The sequence below is a fragment of the Micromonospora sp. NPDC002717 genome (assembly GCF_040295705.1).
In the GTDB taxonomy this organism is placed as follows: domain Bacteria; phylum Actinomycetota; class Actinomycetes; order Mycobacteriales; family Micromonosporaceae; genus Micromonospora.
In genome coordinates, this window is the sequence record NZ_JBEOVW010000048.1 from 1 (window position 1) to 20,208 (window position 20,208).

At 71.1% G+C, this 20,208-nt stretch carries 16 protein-coding genes, 2 tRNA genes and 1 pseudogene; 10 read left to right on the forward strand and 9 right to left on the reverse strand.

The window, feature by feature from the left end; genetic code table 11:
* Positions 1-11 precede the first annotated feature (11 nt).
* Together ABT006_RS33125 and ABT006_RS33130 are read right to left on the reverse strand one after the other, a co-directional pair.
* Entirely contained in the window at positions 12-644 is a 633-nt protein-coding gene (locus ABT006_RS33125) for an MBL fold metallo-hydrolase (protein WP_350712422.1), read from the reverse strand.
* Positions 641-1,726: an S-(hydroxymethyl)mycothiol dehydrogenase gene (locus ABT006_RS33130; RefSeq protein WP_350712423.1), complete on the reverse strand. Its 1,086-nt coding sequence runs from the start codon at positions 1,724-1,726 to the stop codon at positions 641-643. The genes ABT006_RS33125 and ABT006_RS33130 overlap by 4 nt, the downstream gene beginning before the upstream one ends.
* A gap of 117 nt (positions 1,727-1,843) precedes the next feature.
* Here ABT006_RS33130 and ABT006_RS33135 point away from each other — a divergent pair, with 117 nt between their 5' ends.
* The 4 genes and pseudogenes from ABT006_RS33135 to ABT006_RS33150 all read left to right on the forward strand — a co-directional run.
* On the forward strand, positions 1,844-3,079 hold the full coding sequence (locus ABT006_RS33135) for a helix-turn-helix transcriptional regulator (protein ID WP_350712424.1): 1,236 nt from the start codon (positions 1,844-1,846) through the stop codon (positions 3,077-3,079).
* 1,040 nt (positions 3,080-4,119) lie between these two features.
* Positions 4,120-5,097 (forward strand): WD40 repeat domain-containing protein, encoded by a 978-nt coding sequence (locus ABT006_RS33140; RefSeq protein ID WP_350712425.1) that lies wholly within the window; start codon positions 4,120-4,122, stop codon positions 5,095-5,097.
* 161 nt (positions 5,098-5,258) lie between these two features.
* The gene (locus ABT006_RS33145) at positions 5,259-6,017 is read left to right on the forward strand and encodes a hypothetical protein (RefSeq protein ID WP_350712426.1); all 759 of its coding nucleotides are present in this window, start codon (positions 5,259-5,261) and stop codon (positions 6,015-6,017) included.
* A gap of 190 nt (positions 6,018-6,207) precedes the next feature.
* Positions 6,208-6,665: pseudogene (locus ABT006_RS33150) on the forward strand (transposase family protein); the annotation flags it as partial.
* A 139-nt stretch (positions 6,666-6,804) separates the two neighbouring features.
* Here the strand turns inward: ABT006_RS33150 and ABT006_RS33155 are convergent.
* Both ABT006_RS33155 and ABT006_RS33160 read right to left on the reverse strand, forming a co-directional pair.
* Positions 6,805-6,877 (reverse strand) — tRNA-Arg (locus ABT006_RS33155).
* A gap of 36 nt (positions 6,878-6,913) precedes the next feature.
* Positions 6,914-7,004: transfer RNA gene (locus ABT006_RS33160), tRNA-Ser, on the reverse strand.
* Positions 7,005-7,174: 170 nt separating this feature from the next.
* Between ABT006_RS33160 and ABT006_RS33165 the strand changes: the two genes are divergently transcribed.
* Entirely contained in the window at positions 7,175-8,695 is a 1,521-nt protein-coding gene (locus tag ABT006_RS33165; protein ID WP_350712427.1) for a hypothetical protein, read from the forward strand.
* A 111-nt stretch (positions 8,696-8,806) separates the two neighbouring features.
* On the opposite strand, the gene ABT006_RS33170 is transcribed toward ABT006_RS33165, so the two are convergent.
* Positions 8,807-9,577, reverse strand: coding sequence for a CPBP family intramembrane glutamic endopeptidase (locus ABT006_RS33170; RefSeq protein ID WP_350712428.1), 771 nt, complete (start codon positions 9,575-9,577; stop codon positions 8,807-8,809).
* Between the two features lie 145 nt (positions 9,578-9,722).
* Between ABT006_RS33170 and ABT006_RS33175 the strand changes: the two genes are divergently transcribed.
* Positions 9,723-10,841: a globin domain-containing protein gene (locus ABT006_RS33175; RefSeq protein WP_350712429.1), complete on the forward strand. Its 1,119-nt coding sequence runs from the start codon at positions 9,723-9,725 to the stop codon at positions 10,839-10,841.
* A 222-nt stretch (positions 10,842-11,063) separates the two neighbouring features.
* On the opposite strand, the gene ABT006_RS33180 is transcribed toward ABT006_RS33175, so the two are convergent.
* Positions 11,064-12,581 (reverse strand): peptide deformylase, encoded by a 1,518-nt coding sequence (locus ABT006_RS33180; protein ID WP_350712430.1) that lies wholly within the window; start codon positions 12,579-12,581, stop codon positions 11,064-11,066.
* Between the two features lie 284 nt (positions 12,582-12,865).
* On the opposite strand from ABT006_RS33180, the gene ABT006_RS33185 reads away from it, so the two are divergent.
* Positions 12,866-13,645 carry an IucA/IucC family C-terminal-domain containing protein gene (locus ABT006_RS33185; protein ID WP_350712431.1) on the forward strand — a complete coding sequence of 260 codons (780 nt, stop codon included), beginning with the start codon at positions 12,866-12,868 and terminating at the stop codon, positions 13,643-13,645.
* Between the two features lie 22 nt (positions 13,646-13,667).
* On the opposite strand, the gene ABT006_RS33190 is transcribed toward ABT006_RS33185, so the two are convergent.
* The gene (locus ABT006_RS33190; protein WP_350712432.1) at positions 13,668-15,488 is read right to left on the reverse strand and encodes a DUF6311 domain-containing protein; all 1,821 of its coding nucleotides are present in this window, start codon (positions 15,486-15,488) and stop codon (positions 13,668-13,670) included.
* A 211-nt stretch (positions 15,489-15,699) separates the two neighbouring features.
* Between ABT006_RS33190 and ABT006_RS33195 the strand changes: the two genes are divergently transcribed.
* Positions 15,700-16,410 carry a class I SAM-dependent methyltransferase gene (locus ABT006_RS33195; RefSeq protein WP_350712433.1) on the forward strand — a complete coding sequence of 237 codons (711 nt, stop codon included), beginning with the start codon at positions 15,700-15,702 and terminating at the stop codon, positions 16,408-16,410.
* A 123-nt stretch (positions 16,411-16,533) separates the two neighbouring features.
* On the opposite strand, the gene ABT006_RS33200 is transcribed toward ABT006_RS33195, so the two are convergent.
* Entirely contained in the window at positions 16,534-17,067 is a 534-nt protein-coding gene (locus tag ABT006_RS33200) for a YbhB/YbcL family Raf kinase inhibitor-like protein (protein WP_350712434.1), read from the reverse strand.
* A 153-nt stretch (positions 17,068-17,220) separates the two neighbouring features.
* Between ABT006_RS33200 and ABT006_RS33205 the strand changes: the two genes are divergently transcribed.
* Together ABT006_RS33205 and ABT006_RS33210 are read left to right on the forward strand one after the other, a co-directional pair.
* Positions 17,221-17,928, forward strand: coding sequence for a hypothetical protein (locus tag ABT006_RS33205; protein ID WP_350712435.1), 708 nt, complete (start codon positions 17,221-17,223; stop codon positions 17,926-17,928).
* A gap of 328 nt (positions 17,929-18,256) precedes the next feature.
* On the forward strand, positions 18,257-19,270 hold the full coding sequence (locus ABT006_RS33210; protein WP_350712436.1) for a hypothetical protein: 1,014 nt from the start codon (positions 18,257-18,259) through the stop codon (positions 19,268-19,270).
* 528 nt (positions 19,271-19,798) lie between these two features.
* Here the strand turns inward: ABT006_RS33210 and ABT006_RS33215 are convergent.
* On the reverse strand, positions 19,799-20,008 hold the full coding sequence (locus tag ABT006_RS33215; RefSeq protein ID WP_350712437.1) for a hypothetical protein: 210 nt from the start codon (positions 20,006-20,008) through the stop codon (positions 19,799-19,801).
* Positions 20,009-20,208: the final 200 nt, after the last annotated feature.

The window sequence follows — 20,208 nt, forward strand, 5'->3', positions numbered from 1 at the left end:
ACGTGCCCGGGTCAATGACCGCGGGCGATCCACTCGTCGAGGTGCGGGGCTTCGACGGCGATCGTGGTGCCGTCACCGTGACCGGTGTGGACCCGGGTGTCGCCGGGCATGGTGAGCAGCCGCCCCCGGATCGAGGAGATGATCGTCGGGAAGTCCGAGAACGAGCGGCCGGTGGCGCCGGGGCCGCCGGAGAAGAGGGTGTCGCCGGTGAACAGGACCCCTGCTTCGGGCAGGTGCAGGCAGATCGACCCGGGCGAGTGTCCCGGGGTGTGGATCACCCGCAGTTCCGTGCCCGCCACGGCGATCCGCTGCTCGTCGGTCGCCGGCCAGAACTTCTCGTCGGGATGGCTCTGCTGCCACAACTCCTCGTCGCCGGGGTGCAGCAGGACCGGCGCGTAGCACTCCTTGCCGAGACGCGGCGCGGCGGTGACGTGGTCGTTGTGCCCGTGTGTGCACACGACGGCGACGACGGCACGGGAGCCCACGGCCTCGATGATCGGCTCGGCGTCGTGAGCGGCATCGACGATGACGACCTCGTCGTCGTCGCCGACGAGCCAGACGTTGTTGTCCACCTCCCACGTGCCACCGTCGAGCTGGAACACCCCGGAGGTGACCACGCGGTCGATCCGCAGCGCGCCGCTCACAGCATCACGACCGAACGCAGCACCTCGCCTGCGTGCATGGTGTGGAACGCCTTCTCGACGTCGTCGATCGCGATGCGTTCGGTGACAAACTTGTCCAGCGGCAGCCTGCCCTGCAGGTACAGGTCGATCAGCATGGGGAAGTCCCGCTCAGGCAGACAGTCGCCGTACCAGGAGGACTTCAGCGCGCCGCCGCGGGAGAAGATGTCGAGCAGCGGCATCTCCAGGCGCATGTCCGGGGTGGGCACGCCGACGAGCACGACGGTGCCCGCGAGGTCGCGGGCGTAGAACGCCTGCTTCCAGGTCTCCGGCCGCCCGACCGCGTCGATCACGACGTCGGCACCGAACCCGCCGGTCAGCTCCGCGATCGCGGCGACGGCGTCGGTGGCTGAGGCGTCGACGGTGTGGGTGGCTCCGAGGTCTCGGGTCCACTCGAGCTTGCGTGCGTCGCGGTCCACGGCGATGATCGTCGAGGCGCCGGCCAGACGAGCGCCGGCGACGGCGGCGTCGCCCACTCCCCCGCAGCCGATGACGGCCACGGAATCCCCGCGTCCCACCGCACCGGTGTTGATCGCCGCGCCGACGCCGGCCATGACCCCGCAGCCGAGCAGGCCCGCGACGGCCGGGTCGACGGACGGGTCGACTTTCGTGCATTGGCCGGCGTGCACGAGCGTCTTGTCCGCAAATGCGCCGATGCCCAAGGCGGGGGTGAGCTGCGTGCCGTCGGTCAGGGTCATCTTCTGCGTCGCGTTGAACGTGCTGAAGCAGTACTGCGGGCGGCCCCGCTTGCAGGCCCGGCACTGACCGCAGACCGCTCGCCAGTTCAGGACGACGAAGTCGCCGGGTCGCACCGACTCGACGCCTTCGCCGACGCTCTCGACGGTGCCCGCGGCCTCGTGGCCCAGCAAGAACGGAAACTCGTCGTTGATCCCGCCATCGCGGTAGGTCAGATCCGTGTGGCATACCCCGCAGGCGGCCACCGCGACCACGACCTCGCCGGGACCGGGGTCGGGGATGACGATGTCCGTCAGCTCGACCGGCGCACCCTTGGAACGGGCGATGACACCGCGCACCTGCTGTGGCATGGAGATGGTTCCTCTTTCGATCGGCGGTTCGTACGACAGCGACACTAGCTGCGCTTTCCCTGTACGCGACCTGGCCGACGGACGAGAGAAACCTGGTCTTCCGGCTAGGGTGTTCGGATGGGAACGGAACTTGCCGGGCTGCGTGAGGTGATCGAGGGGCCGCTGCACGAGATCGCCGGGCGGTTCTCCCGGTACCTGGCCGACCGCTGGCCGCATACCGCACTGATCATCTTCACCCGCGAGTGCACCGGCCGCCCTCGCAAGGTGGCCGGTGCGATCGAGACGATCAACAAGGTCACTCTCGCGGAGCTGGAGGACCTCAAGGCGCGCACCGAACCCGGTCGTCCGCTCCGCACCACGGCGACGGTAGCCGGGGAGGCACGCGCGGTGTGGGTGGTGCGGGATCCGGTGGATACGCTGCTCGTCCTCGTCGCTCGCAGCGCGGCCGGGCACATTCCTCAGTCCGAGGTCCTGGCGGAGGTCTTCGGTATCGTCGCGACGTCGATCCGGCAGCAGGTTGCCCAGGCCAGTCCGGACTACCTCGCTGAATCGCGCGCGGCGTCGACCGAGCGGGCACGCACGATCGCGGAGATGGCCGCGGCCCACGAGACCGCGCTCGTCACCATTCTCACGACGCTGCGTTCCACCGGCCTCGACGATCGCCGCGCCCGTCTCGCCGCCACCGACTCGGCGTCCGCCGCGCTCGTGGCGTTGCGCACCGCTCAGGAGTCCGACCTGGCCTCGTCCGAGGAACCAGCGCCGGCCGTGTTCGCCAAGCTGCGCAAGGAGATTCGCCAGGTGCTGCGCCACCACGACGCGCAGCTGGATTTCGTGCCACCGCCCAAGGACGTACGCCCGGTGCCCGGCGAGATTGCCCGCGCGGCGCACGCCATGACCCGTACGGTCGTGCTGGCCTTCACCGCCCAGCCGGGACTCGACCGGTTGCGTATCGCCTGGGACTGCGACGGCACGTCGCTGCGGGTCGATGTGCGCGACCAGGGCCCCGGCCGCCTCGACACCCTCGCCTTGCGCCGCGAGCTCGACGGCCGTGCCCGTACGCTGGGCGCCACCGTCGAGTTCGACGCCGTGCCCGACTGGGGCAGCCGCGCCACCATCAGTCTTCCACTCGCTCCAGCTCCCGATCGTTCCGGCGGGAGCAAGCTGAGCAGCCTGAACCGGCGGGAACTCGAGGTACTTCGCCTTGTCACCCAAGGGAAGCGCAACAAGGCCATCGGCATCGAACTCGGCATCACCGAAAGCACCGTGAAGTTCCACGTCGCCGGTCTGCTGAAGAAGTTGGAAGTCAGCTCCCGCGGCGAGGCGACGGCGCTGGCGCTCGACGCGGGCATCTGACACCCACGCCGTTCAGTCCGGCCGGTTTGTGGCTTGTCGAGGCGCGCCGAGGAGTGTGAGGCAGCGGAGCCCCGGTAGAGGGTTGTCACTCCAATACACCCGAGACCAGGAGCTCCGCTGTCCGGACGGATTGCCTTGACGCGTACGACGATGGTGGCGGCGGGCCGGTTCGCGCCGGGTCATCCTGGACGCGTGCGGGGACGGCACCACGCCCGCCTCCCCGCTCGTTCACCCCTACTCGGCTGGAGGCTGGGCGGTTCGGCGTTTGGCGTTCCGCCACATGAGGCGGCCGAGGACCATGAGCCAGAGGGATTCCAGCGGTAGGACCATCACGAAGAGAAACAGGTCGGTGCCACCAGCCGGCGCCAACCCGATCCCGGCGAAGGACAGCAGGCCATTGGTGAGCACCAGCGCGCCGGCGATCGCCCCGGCAACCGCGAACCAACGGGGATAGCGGGCATCGTGCCCAGTTGGTTGTGATCACGCACCGCGCCGGCCTCGTCGACACCCCTCGCTGAGGCCGGACCGGCGCCATGACGCGATTCTGCGTGCGTTCCCGGTACCGGGATGGGCTCGTGCTGGCCCACGAGATTCCTGTCGGCTCAGCGCCGGTGTCGGACGTGGTGCCCGTAGCGACCTTTCCCGTTGGGGCGCACATGAGCCGCAGCACCCGACCTGCCAGCTCCCGCCGCGAGGACGAAATCCGGCAGATGGCCGCAGCCGGCGGTCGTTCTGCCCGTAGGCATGCCTGCGCCCTGAGCCGACGCCGCAGCATTGGACTATCAACATTGTCGAGCAGCGAACTGTCGGTATTCCGTCATCCGGGCAAATCGCCGCCAAGGGATAGGATGCCTGAGCGAAACGAGTGGCCATAGTGGATCACTGGAGGCGCACTGGTGCGGTGGCGATCGGCGGTGTGCGACGTGCGCCAGCCGTTCCGGCTGTCCGAGCGGGCCGGCGGGCCAGCGGGCCGGCGTCATCGCCCGCGCGCGGCACTGTCGGCTTGCCGGGCGTCGGCGAGAACCTGGCCAACGCGGGCCATGTTCGCCGGACTGGTCGGTCTGCTGCTCGCCGGGTGCACCACCGAACCGGAGCCGACCCGACTGGACGGCACCGATCAGATCGTCGAGCCGACGGTCAGCAGCGCGGCGCCGCCCGGTCCTGAGTTCGACCTGGCCCGTCGGAGACTCGCCGGCGCCCAGCTCACCCGGGACGGCAAATATCAGGCCCGGCTGGCCGGCGACTGGGTAATCGTCTCTACCGCCGACGGTGCCGAGTTCGACCGGTTCGCCACCGGCGCCGAAGACACCCGGATCAGCATGGACTTCTCTCCCGACGGGCGATACCTCGCGGTCGGACTACCGGACTCGGTGGTCCTCTACGACTTCACCACGAAGGACCCCACGGCGCTGCCCCTGCCCGAGGAGGTGAAGCGACCGGACGGCGAACCCCAGCCGCGCACCGGCAAGTTGCGCTTCTCGGCCGACAGCGGCCATCTGGTGGTCGAACTGTTCGATGAACGGGCCAACAGTCGCTACTGGCTCCACGATCTGCACACTCGCCGTGAGATCGTCTCACCGCTTCCGCCGAGCATCGAGGTCCCGAGTGATCCGGGTGTCATCTTGTACGTAGCAGGGCTGACCGTGGTCAACGGCGGAAAGCGGGTGGTGATCGCCGGTCAAGAAGGCTTCCTGGTCTGGGTGCCGGACGAGCAGACATTCCAGTGGCGGCCCTGCGCCTGCGGTAGCACCCTGACCAGCACAGTGGACCGGCAGGCTCGGCACGTGGCATTCCTGACTCTGAACGACGAAGTGGTGCTCTGGGATCCGGGCCCTCCCCAGGAGGTTGGACACTGGAAGGTGCCGGCCGTGGCCCCTGGAGCCAAACCGGCCGTGAACCCCACCGAGCTGGATTTCACCGAAGACGGCGGCTGGCTGCTGGCCGGCCCGGAGTACGGCCACGTGTGGTCGGTCCCGGACGGCAAGCTGGCGGGTTCGTGGCAGGGGTCCGGGTCGTGAGCGCCGGCAAACCGAAACGGCGGCGCGGCACCAGCGGTCCGGAGCGGAAGCGGGGAGTCCGGGGCGGGCGTCCGGCAGGGGGCCGGGACAAACCGGGCGGCGTTGAGCCGGTACCGCGGCTGCGCCGGGTGCTGGGATCGTTACATCGGGCCTGGTGGTTCGTGCTGGGTACCGCAGTGGCCGCCCTCCTCGGCGCCACCGCGAGCATCTATGTGCCCAGGTGGGTTGACCATCTGGACCCGCAGGTCGTCGCGGTACACGTCGTGGCAAATCCGGCCACCGTGGACACCTGGGGCACCGCTGAGTTCGCCATGGTGCTGCCGAAGGACGCCCGGCCCTCCGATGATCCACCGGTGGGCTGTTCGACGCTGATCGACTGGGCGCGCGCCCTCGGCGCGGTCGATCACAAGGTGAGCCGGGTACGCCTCGTCGTGCAGGGCGCCAGCGACCAGGGGGTGCTGATCGACAACCTGCGTGCCCGCGTGATCCGGCGCAGCCAGACTCCGGAACCGGCCGGTGTGCAACTGCGCTGCGGCGGCCAGCAGGGAGCCGCCGAACCACGGGACGTCGAGATGGACCTGGACGCCGCCCAGCCGGCCGCCCGCTACCGCACCCTGATTGAGGGGCGCCGGCCACTGTTCGGGTTCACCCTCGCCAAGGGCGAGACCGAGGTGTTCGACCTGACCGCGTTCACCACCGGCACGGTGGAGTGGAATCTCGAACTCGACCTGGTGGTCGCTGGGAAACGGAAGCGGGTCGAGGTGACCAATCGGGGCCGGAGCTTTGTCACGACCGCGGCACCCGGACCCCGGACCTACCAGGTACCCCCAGGCGGCGACCACTGGGTCGAGTGTGCGCAGACGCCCCTCCGGGCCTGCCTGGAGGGCGATCCGCCGGCACGCTTCCGGTACGACCCCTGACGGCGCTGTTGCCTTATCGGATCAGTGGGTATCCCGAAGCCGTGCCCAGCGCTGGTCAGATGGCGTGGGCGAGTTCGGTGAACGCGTCGGCGACCCGTAGCGGGGACTGCGTAGATTTTCAACTCTGTCTACATTCGTCTCTGTCTCACATTCGATGGTCACCGAAGGTGGTCGATGTCGTTGAGACCATGTGTGTGAGATCGATGATCTTACGAAATGGCGTTCTCGGGGCTGTTGCCGCCGGTGATCGATGACGTAAGGGACGAGGGCAAGCGGATCCTGGTGCGGGCTCGGACTCCGGAGAGGCCGGTGGCTTGTCCGGGCTGCGCGGCAGTGACGGGCCGGGTGCACGGGTATCACCAGCGGACCCTCGCGGACGTTCCGGTCGATGCCCGGCCGGTGGTGGTCCGGGTGCGCATACGTCGTCTGGTGTGCCCGACTCAGGGCTGCCGTCGAACGTTCCGCGAACAACTGCCCGGGGTCCTGAGCCGCTACCAGCGCCGCACATGCCGGTTGATCTCCCGGGTCGGTGCGGTGGTGCGGCAGTTGGCCGGCCGTGGCGGCGCGCGGATGTTGTCGGCCTTGGCGGTGGTCGTGTCCCGGCAGACCGCCGACACGCAACGCACTGGTCAGCCTAGGCCGGCACGGACCACCGCCGAAACAGCACTGCGACAACGGAGCACCATCGGAGCACCAGATTCCAAATCTTGGGAAGATCCGTCCCAGCCCGCAGAAGCGATCAAGGCCGTGACCTGCATTTTCGCTGGTCACGGCCTTGATCGTAAGGTGCGCCCGAAGGGACTCGAACCCCTAACCTTCTGATCCGTAGTCAGATGCTCTATCCATTGAGCTACGGGCGCTTGGTGCTCGGCCAGTCTACACAACCGGCTTTCGCGCGGAGACTCCGGGATTCGAACCCGGGAGGGGCTTTAAGACCCCAACCGCATTAGCAGTGCGGCGCCATAGACCAGACTAGGCGAAGTCTCCCTGGTGGCCCCTGCAGACCACCGCGCCCGAGGATACATGCCCGCAGCGATCAGGAGCAAAGCGACTTCCCCCGTACGACCGGCCGCCCTGGCGGGCCGGAGCGCGCGGGGCCGCCGGGGCTCGGGTATCCCGGCTGTGCGCGAGCCTGATCGGGACTAAGCTCCATCGATATGCAGGAGCAGCCGCCGCGGGAGCCGACCCGACGAGAGCCTGCTGAGGGGGCGCGGCAGCGCTCCGCGAAGCCGACCTTCACGCCGCCGCCCGCGCCACCGGAGCCGGCACCGCCCGCGCCCTCGCCGGCCCGGCGGGCGGAGGATGCCGAGGAGCGCCCCCGGCGGGTGAAGCCGGCCCCCGCGGTGCTCTTCCAGCCACCTGCGGACGACCCGCCGCTGCCTCGCCAGGCCGATCGTTCGGCCGGGCCGGCGCCCCGGGAGCGCGCCGACCGGGCCGGGGCGGTCGGGCAGAGTGACGTCCCACACACGAGCGGCGCGGATCCCGTGACCATCGGAGCCCGTCAGGGGACACCGACCGACGTCCCTGCCGGGACGGCGGCGACGAACGGTCCGGGCGAGGGCACGTCAGCGGGGCCGGTGGCGGCACAGGCACCGAGCGCGCCGGGAGAGGGGTCGTCCGCGCCGGCCGCCGCGGAGCGGACGCGCCGCGCCACCCGCGCCAGCAAGATCCCCGCGAAGAAGGCCGCCGCCGGGACCCCGGTCGAGGAAGTCGCCGCAGCGCGGGCCACGCCCCCCGGGCGGAAGGCCGTCACGGGCACCGCCACCCCGGCCAAGAAGACCGGGGCCAAGAAGACCCCCGCCAAGAAGACCCCCGCGAGGAAGACGGCCGCCACGAAGAGCTCGCCGGCCGAGCAGCCGCGGGAGGCCGTCGACCTGCCGCCGGCCGCGACAGCAGACACGTCCGCCGCGACGAAGGCCACACCCGCTCGGAAGGCGACGACCGCGAGGAAGGCCACACCTGCGCGCATCGAGAGCGCGAGGGCCGGCGTGCCGAGCACCACAGTCCAGGCCGGGCCGCCGAGCACCCCGTCGGACCGTACGCCGGAACCGGCCCTGCGGGGGATCGTCTCGCGGGTGCTCGGCCATCCCGGGTTCGCTCCGGAGTTGCTGGCCCTGGCCGCCGTCGAGGTGCTCGGCCCGCGTGCCCGTGACTGGGCGCAGGGGCTACGCGACGCGTACCCCGATGCGGGTGCCGACGGGCTGGCCCGGCTCGCGACCCGGCGGTTCGTGCGGCAGGCCGGGGCGGGCGGGGCGACGGCCGCGCTGGCGGGGCTGTTCGCGCCGCTGGCCGAGCTGGCGGCGGTGCTGTGGACCCAGGCCAACCTGGTGCTGCACCTGGCCGCGGCGTACGGCCGGGACCCGGCCCATCCGGACCGGGCGGTGGAGCTGCTGGTGCTGACTCGCGTGCACCCGGATGCCGAGAGCGCGGAGGCGGCGCTGGCGGCGGCCCGGGCGGCGGACGGGCCCGGTGAGGCACCGTGGCCGCGGGCGGCGGAGGCGGCGTGGCGGCTGGCCGCGCCGCTCGCCGCCCAGGCCGGTGGCTGGCTGGCGCTGCGGGCGGCGTCCCGGCTGCTGCCGGGCGCGGCGGTGCTCGCGGCAGCGGCCGGCGACGCGGCGGGGGCCGAGCGGCTCGCCGCCCGCGCGATCAGCGCCTACCGGCGGACAGCGGCCGGCTGAGCCGACAACGCCGGTCGGGTACCGGCGGAAGGACGGAAGCCGGCGGACAGCGGCCGGCTGAGCCGACAACGGCGGTCGGAAGCCGGCGGGCAGGCGGCGGCGCGGACAAGCTCACAGCCAGTCGAACCACTCCCTCGGCAGCAGGGCGTAGCCGACGAAGGCGAACACGTCGAGCAGGGTGTGCGCGACGACCAGCGGCATGACCCGGCGGGTGCGCAGGTAGAACAGGCTGAACACGACGCCCATCACCACGTTGCCCACGAAGGCGCCGAAGCCCTGGTAGAGGTGGTACGAGCCGCGCAGCACGGCGCTCGTCGCGATGATCGCGCCGAGCCGCCACTGGAGCTGCTGCAACCGGGTGACCAGGTAGCCGACCACGATCACCTCCTCCAGCACCGAGTTCTGCACGGCGGCCAGGACCAGCACCGGCACCGTCCACCAGAGTTCGGGGAGCGCGGCCGGAACCAGCGTGGCGTTGACGCCGAGCTGGGCCGCCACCCAGAACAGCGCCAGGCCGGGCAGTCCGATCAGCGCGGCCAGCCCGGCGCCCCGCGCCAGGTCCTGGCCGGGCCGCCGGGCGTCCAGGCCGAGCCCCCGCGCCGGGTCGCCGAGGTCCCGCGCCAGCAGGTGTACGGCCAACAGCACCGGCAGCAACGCGAACAGGATCCCGAGCAGCTGGTACGTGAGGTCCAGCCACGGCCGGGGCGACACCGAGGTGTTGAGCGCGGCGGTCTGCTTCGACAGCGGCCCGTCGGCGGTCAGCTTCGCGACGATCGACACCGCCGCGTAGACGGCGGACTGGCCGAGGGACAGGCCGAGCACCAGCAGCGTCTCGGTGCCGAGCATCCGGCGGGTCGCCGGGCGGTCCAGCTCAACGGTCACCGCACCACTGTGCCCGACGACGACGCTCGGCGGCAGCGCCGAACCAACCTCACGAGCCGATCGCACATTCTGTGCGACCGGTCGACACGCTCCGTGGACATTCTATGGGCGCCCGATCCGCCGTCAGGAGAAGGAGCGCGCGCCCGTGGACGACTTCGCACGGCTGCTGAAGGAGAGCTGGACCCTGGTCGAGGAGCACCGGGAGCGGCTGGGTGGTCACTTCTACGCCCGGCTCTTCCTCCTCGACCCCGAGCTGCGGAAGCTCTTCCCGGTGCAGATGACCGGGCAGGGCGACCGGATCCTGGAGGCGATCGTCACCGCCAGCCAGACGGTCGGCGACCCGGAGAGCTTCGACGAGTACCTGCGCTCGCTGGGCCGGGACCACCGGAAGTACCACGTCGAGGCGGCGCACTACGAGACCATGGGCGTCGCGCTGCTGGACGCGCTGCGCAGCACCGCCGGCGACGGCTGGAACCTGGAGTACGACCAGGCGTGGCGGGACGCGTACGCGGCGATCTCGGAGAAGATGCTCGCCGGAGCGGCGGCCGACGACAACCCGCCGTTCTGGCACGCGGAGGTGCTGACGCACGAGCGGTACGGCACGGACACGGCGGTGCTCACCTGCCGGGCGTTGCAGCACCCGCTGCGCTGGAGGGCCGGCCAGTACGTGAGCGTCGAGGTACCCCGTCACCAGCCCCGGGTGTGGCGCACCTACTCGATCGCGAACGCCCCGAACGACGACAACGTGCTGGAGTTCCACGTCCGTACGCCGACGGGCGCCGGCTGGGTCTCGGGGGCGCTGGTCCGCCGGGTGAAGCCGGGTGACCTGCTCCGGGTGGCGGCGCCGATGGGGTCGATGACGCTGGACCGCTCCTCCGAGCGGGACGTCCTCTGCGTGGCCGGCGGCGTCGGGCTCGCCCCGGTGAAGGCGCTCGTGGAGGAGCTGGCCAGCTACAACCGGACCCGGTGGGTGCACGTCTTCTACGGCGCCCGCACGGAGGCGGACCTGTACGGCCTGGCCGCGCTCCGGGAGTTGGTGGCGGCGCACCCGTGGCTGTCGGTGACCCCGGCGTGCAGCGAGGACCCGGACTTCGACGGCGAGCTGGGCGACATCTCCGACGTGGCCAGCCGGTACGGGCCGTGGACGGCGCACGACTGCTACGTCTCGGGTTCCGCCCGGATGGTCCGGGCCACCCTGCGCGTCCTCGCCGAAAACGACGTCCCGCCGGAGAACACCCGCTACGACACCTTCGGCGGCCTCTAGAAGCGTTCCTCCCCCCAACCGGGGCGCGTGCCCCTGCCCCCTGGGGCACGCGCCCCGGTCCCCGACGGGCGGACCGGCACCGCCCCGCTCGACCACGTCCGCCCGGCCGTCCTTCCCACCCGGGCGGACGTGGTCGCGCACCCGGGGAGCCGACCGGCACGCCACCACGGCACGAGGGCACAAGGGCACGGCGGCGGGAGGGCCACGACGCGCGGACGGGCGTCAGTAGCGCCAGGGGTGGCCGGTCTCGCGGTACTCCTCGACGGGCACCAGCGGCACGCCCGGCGCCATCCGGTCCACGTAGAGCCGCCCCTCCAGGTGGTCGATCTCGTGCGCGACGAGCCGGGCCATGCCGAACTCGAACGAGGTGATGATCCGGCTGCCGTCGTACTGGGCGTGCTCCACGTCGATCCGCAGTGGCCGGGGCACCAGGCCGCGGTGGTCGAAGAAGGAGAGGCAGCCCTCGTACTGCTCGTCGGTGTCCGGGGAGGTGTCGACCACCCGGGGGTTGAGCAGCACGACCGGCTCGGCCGACCGGTCGGGGGGTCGGACCACCGCCGCGGCCCGGTCGAGGTCGAGCTGCGGGGCGGCGATGCCCACGCCCTTGCTGAACGGGTGCAGCTCGTCGAGCCGGACCAGGGCCGCGCAGAGGCGGTCGACCACGTCCCGGGCCGCCTGCTCCTCGCGGGGCAGGTCGAAGGGGCGCGCCGGCTGGCGGAGCAGGTCGCTGCCGCGCTGCACGATGCCGATGCCGCGCATCCGGTCGCTGGGCCGGACCCGCCCGGCCTCCTCCGGCTCGGCGTCGGGCCGGCCGCGGAACCGCCACTGCAACCGGTAGCGCGCGTTGAGCGGCGGATCGTCGGTCGCCCAGTCGAAGATCACCCGGTCGGCGTCGTCGCGGCGGGTCACCGGCGTGCGCAGCGGGCCCTCCTCCGCCGAGAGCGAGGTCTCCGCGCCCCAGACCTGCGGGTCGAGGGCAGCCGGGAGGTCCAGGCGTACGGCCATCTGCCGGGTGGGCAGCCGGACGGCCCGCTGGAACCAGGGGCCCCACTTGTCGTGCCCGACGCAGTACGCGTACTCGATGGTGGCGCGGTCGCCGGGGTAGAGCGGGAAGCGTCGGTCGGCGTTCTCGAAGAGCAGCCAGATCTCCTTGAAGGCGTCCCGGTCGTGCTTGGCCCGCCAGTGCATCGCCTCCTGCTCGTCCGCGTCCTCCCGGACGGCCCGCAGCCGCAGCTCGGCGAAGGTGAGCGGATGCTCCCGGTGGTGTCGGTTGGACCGCCCCGGGTCGTTCGGGTAGCGGTCGACGGCGACCCGCACCAGGTAACGGGTGACCGGCTCGGTGCCGGCGTTGTACAGCTCCCGCCGGATGACGCAGCGGTACGCGTCGCCGAGGTGGGTGAGCGTGGCGAGTTCCCGCTCGACGATGAGCCCGGTGCCGGGCGGCATCCACTGCCCGGGGACGGGCGGCTCCCGGAGGGCCCGTTCGGCGCGGGCGTGGCGCAGCTCGTCGTACTCCCTGAAGCGCTGCCAGATCGCGCCGCTGGCCTCCAGCACGGCCTCGGCGCGGCGCGCGAAGTCCTCGGTGGGGCGGTGCCGCCGCCCCTCGACGTGGCTGACGTACGACGGGTCGAACCCCATCAGGGTGGCGAGCTGCTTCTTGGACAGCCCCCGCCCCGTACGGTGCCGGGCGAGCTCGGCAGCGAAGGAGTCGGCAGCCCGATCGAGCGGTGAGGTCGTCATCAGCTTCCTCGTGGCCGGGAGTATCAGTTTCACGTTCTGTGGCCACGCGCACACGGGAAGTGCCGCCTTGCCGACACGAGCCTTGACATCAAGCGATGTTTATCGATACTGCGCGCCGGCGTTTCCCGCCCCGCCCCCCGGGTAGTACGCCGCACGCGGCGGAGTGATCCGCACCTCCCGATCCGGCGTAGGTGAGGCTTCCCTTAGCCCGCGAGCTGTGGTTAGGCTAGCCTTAGCTCGGCGACGGGTGCTTCGAACGGGGGATGAGTCGGATGACAGCGGTGATGCCTGGGCGTCAGGTCGCCGCCGCGCCGCTGGCCCCGGTCACCGCCGCCCTGCGGGCCATGTTCGGCACCGACGACGTTCCCGGCCTCGCGCCCGGCCTGCTGGTCGCCGACGAGTTCGGCTGGGGCCGGGCCAGCACCCTGGTCGACGGCACCCGGCTGCCGGAGTTCCTGCACTCGGCCACCCTGCGCTGGGGCGGCACCCCGCACGCCTGCGCCGCGCTGGCCTGGAAGTCCTACAGCTACTGGACGTCGCTGCCCGTGGTGCTCGGCTGGGCCTCCGCCCGCCGGGTGCCGCTGCTCGACCCGGCCGACGTGCTGATCCACTTCGAGGACCACCGCCCGCTGCTCACCCTTGGCCTGCGCCGCTCGACCACGGTCGCGGTGCTGCCGGGCGACCCGCTGGCGCTGGCCGGGCTGCCCGAGGTGCGGGTCGTCGCCGACGAGGCCGAGCTGCTCCGGGTGCTCCGCGCCTCGCTGCTCGACGCCCACCTGGCCCCGATGATCGCCGCGATCCAGGCCGAGGTCCGGATCGGCGCGCGCACCCTGCTCGGGTCGGTGGCCTCCGGCATCGCCCACGGCATCCTCCGGGCCGCCGACGGCCTGCCCGGCTCCTCGGTCGAGACGATCGAGACCCTGCTCGGCGCGCTGGACCTCGCCGACCTGGTGGAACTGGTCCCCGGCCCGACGGGCGAGCCGACCGTGCAACGCCGCACCTGCTGCCTCGCCTTCACCCTCCCCAAGCCCAAGATCTGCCAGGGCTGCTGCGTCCGCCCGTAGCGCCCGACCTCCCGGTCCCGCCTCAATCGGTGAGCGTACGGACGTCCCAGAGCCAGACCCCTCCGGTGTACGTGGGGCGGATGCCGGTCAGCTCGGTCATCCCCCGGCGCAGCGCGTCGGCGTGCCGGTGCGGGCCGAGGACCACCGCCCCCGCCCGCCAGTACCGCAGGTCCCCGACCGCGTCGACCCGCGCCTGCGGGGTGATCGGCGGCACCGCGCCGGTGCGCCGGATCTCGGCGAAGAACTCGCTGGTCGGCCGGGGCGGGGCGGAGAACAGCGCGACCCGGTCCCGCCCGGGACGGGTGTCCGGGCCGAGGAAGTAGCCGCGGGCGATGGGCATGTCCAGCCCGGTCCGCGCCGACCAGCGCAGCGGGTCGGCGTAGTGGGTGTCGGGCAGGGGCAGCGTCACGATGCTCCGTTCGCCGGCCGCGTACGGCCGCCAGGCGCCGGAGGTGACGAAGGCGGGGACGGGGTCGAGCCGGGTGGTGGGCAGCGGGGTGGGCAGGATCGGCAGCAGCGCCATGGCGAGCACCGTGGCGGCGGCGAAGCGGATCTGCGGTCGGGCCCGCGGGTGCCGGGCGGCCAGGACGCGCACGTGCTCCGCCCCGTAGGCGAGCAGCACCCCGACGATCGGGGTGATCGCCAGCGCCCACCGGGTCGGCACCACCGAGTGCAGGATCGGCAGGCCCTCCAGCGCCGCCCACGGGCCGGGCACCCCGGTCCCCCTCCCGTTGAGCTGGATCTCCCGCCCCAGGGAGAGCAGCCCGAAGAGCAGCGTGAGGGCGGCCAGCCCGCGCACCACGACGTGCCGGCGCAGCCACCAGAGCAGGGCGACGACGAGCACGACCAGCGGCCAGCCGAAGAAGGCGTTCTCCTCGGTCGGGTTCTTCGCCAGCCCCTGCGCCGTGCGCGCGTCACCGGCGAGGGACTCCCGGGAGTACGCCACGAACGAGGCGAGGTCCGTGGAGTAGCCGCGGATCAGCCACGACAGTCCGTGGTAGGCCCCGGGCCCGAAGAACTGGACGTACAGCGGGTACGCCAGCAGGACGAGCGCCACCACGGCGGCCGTGCCCAGGCCGGCGAGGAAGGGCCGGGCCCGGCGGCGCAGCTCGGGTCGGCCGAGGACGAGCGCCCCGACGACCACGCCCAGCCCGATCGCGGTCATCAGCAGCACTTCGAGGTTGATGAAGGCCTGCCAGACGATCGCGAGCGCGAGCAGCAGACCGTTGCGCAGCCAGCGCCCGGGCTCGGCGAGCCGCAGCGTGCGCCAGATGATCAGGGGCACGACGAACTGCGAGACGATGTTGGGGTGCGCGTTCGCGTGCGAGACCATCGCCGGGGCGTACGCGCAGAACGCCGCGCCGAGCCAGGCCGGCCCCCGGGAGCCGACGACCACCCGGGAGAGCAGGAGATACCAGGCCGTCGCCGTGGCAATCATGCCCAATGTGAGGAAAAGCAGAAACGACGCCCGCGTGCCGAACAGCAGCGTGACGGGCGTCATTGGGATAGATACGGATAATACGGACGTATTTGCCATCAGATTGACGCTGTCCGGCACGTTCATCCGGTCCGACGTGAACGGATAAACGAAATCGGTCACCACCCGCGCGCCGTGCGCCATCATCCACTCGAACTGGGACTGGTCCGTACGGTTGTCCCGGATGCCGTGGGCCGGGCGCAGCCACAGCCGCGCGGTCACCCAGAAGCCGAGCAGGACGAAGCTCGCCACGGCGGCGAGGTCCGTCCACCACCCCTTCCAGGGGCGTACGCCCCGGTCGGACCCGCTTTCCGGCGCTCCGCGTCCCGGCGCACCGGCGGGGAGGTCCGATTCAGGAGTAGTCATAACGATTCGTAGAGTAGTCAGGCTATGGCACCGCCGTGACATGTTTCGGGGTACTGGCGTACCATGTGCCGGGTTCGCCGACCGCCGATCACGCGCCCACCCCCCGACCGCAATTCGGCCACCCAGGTGCCCCGATTCTTCTGCCGTCAGCGCGGATGATTCACTCTGTCGGTCCAGGCGCGGGTCGAGTCATATCGTGAGGAATCGACGCATGGCAGAAATCACTGGGGATCAGCGCGTGCAGTCCGAGGTCCTGGAAGGCCTCGCGACCGCGGTCAACCACCGTCGCTGGTTTGTCGAGCTGGCGGTGCCGCACCTCGGTGACAACCCGATCGAGATCGGCAGCGGGCTCGGCGACTACGCTCTGGAGTGGGCGGAGCGGCTGCCCCGGTTCACCGCCACCGAGGCCGACCCGGACCGGCTCGTCTCACTGAAGGAGCGGCTGGCCGACCAGCCGAACATCGAGGTCCGCCAGATGCTGCTGCCGCACTCGGAGCGGGGCGACTACAGCGCAGCCGTGTCGTACAACGTGCTGGAGCACATCGAGGACCACGTGGGCGCGCTGCGCAGCATGCGCGACCTGGTCCGGCCGGGCGGCAACGTCATCATCATCGTGCCGGCGTTCCAGTTCGCGATGAGCCCGGCGGACATCGCCACCGGTCACGTGCGCCGCTACACCAAGAAGACCCTGGCCGACGCGATGACCGCCGCCGGCCTGACGGTGGAGAAGATCCACTACGCGAACGCGCTCGGGCTGATCGGCTACTTCATGGCGACCAAGGTCTTCCGGCTGATGCCGAAGGAGGGCCCGATGGTCAAGGTCTACGACACCCTCGTGCTCCCTGCCACGAAGGCGGCGGAGCAGCGCGTCCGCCCCCCGTTCGGCCAGTCCGTCTTCGCCGTCGCCCGCGTCCCCGCCTGACCCTCCTCCCTCTGCCCGCCCTGCCCCGCGATCTTGCACCTGCCGCCCCGGCGCACGGGGCGAAAGCCGCGAGACAAGGGCCGAAGCGCAAGATCGCGGGGCAGGGAGAGGGAGGGGAGGGGGTTACTGCTTGACCTGGTAGGTGGGGCGGATGACGGCGCGGGCCAGGGTGTGGAAGGCCAGGTTGAAGCCGACCGCGGCGGGGGTCGCGTCGGGGGTGACGTCGAGGCGCTCCACGTCGAGGGCGTGCACGGCGAAGACGTAGCGGTGCGGACGGTCACCGGCCGGCGGTGCGGCGCCGCCGTAGCCCTGGTCGCCGTAGTCGTTGCGGACCGTGAAGGCGCCACCGAAATCCTCCGCGCCCGCTCCTCTGGGCAACTCGGTGACGCTCGCCGGCAGGTTGACCAGCACCCAGTGCCAGAACCCGCTCCCCGTCGGGGCGTCCGGGTCGAGGCAGGTCACGACGAAGCCCCTGGTCTCGGCCGGGAAGCCGGACCAGGCGAGTTGCGGCGAGACGTTCCCGCCCCCGACGCTGCCGTGGGCGTACGTGGCGTCCATCGGCTCGCCGTTCTGCACGTCGTCGCTGGTCAGGGTGAACGACGACACGGTCGGCAGCAGCTCGTACGGGTCCGGGGCGATCGGTCGTTCCAGGGTCATCTGGACAGGTCCTTCCGGTGAGCGCGGTTGTCCTCCGCACCCTTCATACCCCGCCGACGCCCGCGATCGAACCGGAGGCGCCCGGCGTCCCGTACGAGGCGGCTTCGACCCGAGTCGACACGTCACGTGCGCCGTGGGCAAGAATGCCTCCCCATGGGCCTTGATCTCTACGTCGGACCGCTGACCCGTTACCACCTGAACGACTGGCTGACCATCACACAGCAGATCGGCGCACAGGACGGGTACGACGTGCGGATCATCCGGGCGCAGGAGGACGAGGACCACGAAGCCGACCCGGACGTGGTCCAGAACGCCGTACGGGAGTGGCAACAGTGGCTCGGGGAGGCGCTCGGCGGTCCCGTGGACTGGCCGGAGGGCACGACCCAGCCGTACTGGACCGACAAGCCCGACTGGGACGGATTCGGCGCCGTGCTGCTGTTCGCCGCGTACGACGAGCGTCCGGACCTGCATCCGGGCCCCTGGGGCAAGGAAGACAGCCCGCGCGAGTTCGCCGACGCGCCCGCCTACCAGGCGGCCTCGGCACAGCCCGAGCGCTACGTCACCCTGCTGTCCGGGGTGGAGTGGTGGTTGCCGCTCGCCGAGGATCCGCTGGTGATCGAGGCGTCCCGGCCGACGGGTCAACCGACCCGGATGGGTTCGATCGATCGGCTGGCCGCGGAGCTGCGCCTGCTGGACGAACGCACCGGTCTCCTCGCCGGGCACGACCCGGCCGAGCTTCGGCGCGGGCTGTTCACCGACGACCCGACGCTGGTGGAGTTCGCACGGTTCGGCCTCGCGGTGATGCTCGATCTCGCCGAGACCGCGATCGAGCACCGTCAGCCCCTACTCCTGGACTACTGACGCCACGTTCGGGCTGGGCGGGTCAGCTCGGGCACAACCAGTGAGCAGGAGCGGCAGTCGCCGAGCCCGCCGCCCGGACAGGCACCACGACGCCCCCTGGCCGCGTTTGCGCTGGCCAGGGGGCGTTGTGCTGGTCAGGGCCGGAGAGTGTGTACCGGCGCCCAGGGGGTTAACCCCCGGCCCGACCGGGGGTGGACCGGCGGACGCGTCCGGGGGTGTATCGGATGGTTGGGCGGGGCGGATTCGCTGAGGCTGGTGGACACATCAGCACCGTCCAAGGCGGGCTCGTTCGAACAGACACGGCCCCCTGATCCTCGTCTGGAGCCCGATGACCATCGTTGCAACGTGCGTCAGCACGCTACGCGGCTGGCACCGCCCGCTGGTGGCGAACGCGACGCTCATGTTCACCCTGACGTTGGTCTCCGCCGTCGGCCTGTTCGTCGACGATCGCCTGCTCATGGGCGAATCGGTCTGGGTGAAGCCGATGAAGTTCGGCTTCGCAATGGGGGTGTACGGCCTGACCCTGGCATGGCTGCTCAGCAAGCTGAGCAAGGGCAGGCGTTTCGGCTGGTGGCTCGGCACCGTTTTCGCGGTCGCCGGCCTGCTGGACGTCGGTGCCGTCGCCTACGCCGCCGCGCACGGCACCTTCAGCCACTTCAACAACAATGCCGAGCCTGTCGCCGAAACCGTGCGGACGGTGTTCTCCATCGGCGTCGCGCCACTCCTGCTGACCACTTTGATCATCGCGGTCCTGGTCCTGATCCAACGCACCGGCGACCGCGCCATGACCCGCGCCCTGCGCGCCGGACTCGGGCTTGCCATCGCCAGCATGGTCGTGGCCCTCTGGCTCGGCAACTCCTCGAGCGCAGCACCCCGCACGGTGACCGACGCCAACGGCCACCCGGTGTCCATGAGCGGCGGCCACGGAATCGGTGACCCCGACGGCCACGGAATGTTCTTCACCAACTGGAGTACGACCGGCGGCGACCTCCGCGTACCGCACTTCGTCGGCCTGCACGCCATCCAGGTGCTGCTGTTCGTCACCGCGATCCTGGGTGTGCTCGCGGCCAGTCATGGTTGGCTCCGCGACGAACGGGTCCGGGCCCGGCTGGTCGGCGTCGCCAGCCTCGGCTACACCGGCGTGTTCGCGATATTCACCTGGCAGGCGAAGCGAGGCATGCCGGTGACCCGTCTCGATCGGCAGACACTGGTCGCCTTCGCCGGGGTAGCGGTGTTCACCCTCGTGACGGCCGCTGCGGTGGTCGTCGCTGCGCGTCGGCGGTCCGCGTCACCCAGCGACAGGGAGCAGCGCGCCGAACTGTCGGGCGTGCCGGCCCACTGAGCGCCACCGGTGACGTTACTGATCGCCGACGCGGAGACCGACAACGGCGACAGCGTCCGAGACGCGGCGGCCGGGAGCGAGACGAAGTGAGACCGGCTCACCGTCCGTAGACCGCCCCCTGACCGGCATTCGTGCTGGTCAGAGGGCGTTTGTCCGGTCCGAGGGAGCGGAGGGTGTGGGATTCGAACCCACGAAGGACATCGCTGCCCTTACCGGTTTTCAAGACCATGCAACTCAAGACTTTGACCAGCATGAACGCCGTCCCGCCCGGTCGTCGCGACACGGATACGACACACGGCCCACTCAGGCCAGGTCGTTCACCGCCGCCAGCCCTCGGCTTTCGCGCCAACGGGCAAGGCTGTTACCGCCAGCCCGACGCGCTACCTAGTCCTCATGTACTGGCCGTAGGTGCTCCGACTGCGGGTCATAGCAGACAAGGCCATGGTTGGCTGCCAGCCGGGCGGCCTCGGCCGACAGCTCTCCGGCTATCCATAGGGCATCGTCAGGTAGATCATCGGCCCAGACGCGTCATCGAGCAGCGAGCCCCAACCAGAGGTTCTGCCTCCAGGCATGGGCGGCCCAGCGCTCGGCTAGCGCTGCGGCGTAGGCAAGGATGCGCGGGGTCGGACCGAACTCCCCACCTTCCATGTACTCCTCGTAGAGCTGTTCATAGACCCCGCCGGCCTCAACGTCGTCTCCGGGCTGCGCGCCCTCCCACACCGCCAGGTCGTAACTCATGCCTGAAAGTTTGCCGCCTGGTCACGAAACCGGCATCGCCCCCTGCCTTGCAAAGATCATGACTTCTGTCGGCCAGCGTCGGTTCGTGCCGCTGACCTGCTCGCCGTGTCGCCTACTGCCGCCCCTGGACCAGCCCGTCGGCGGGCTTGGCTGTACCGATGGCTGTATCGGAAGCGCTAGAGACAGGTCTATCCCCGCAA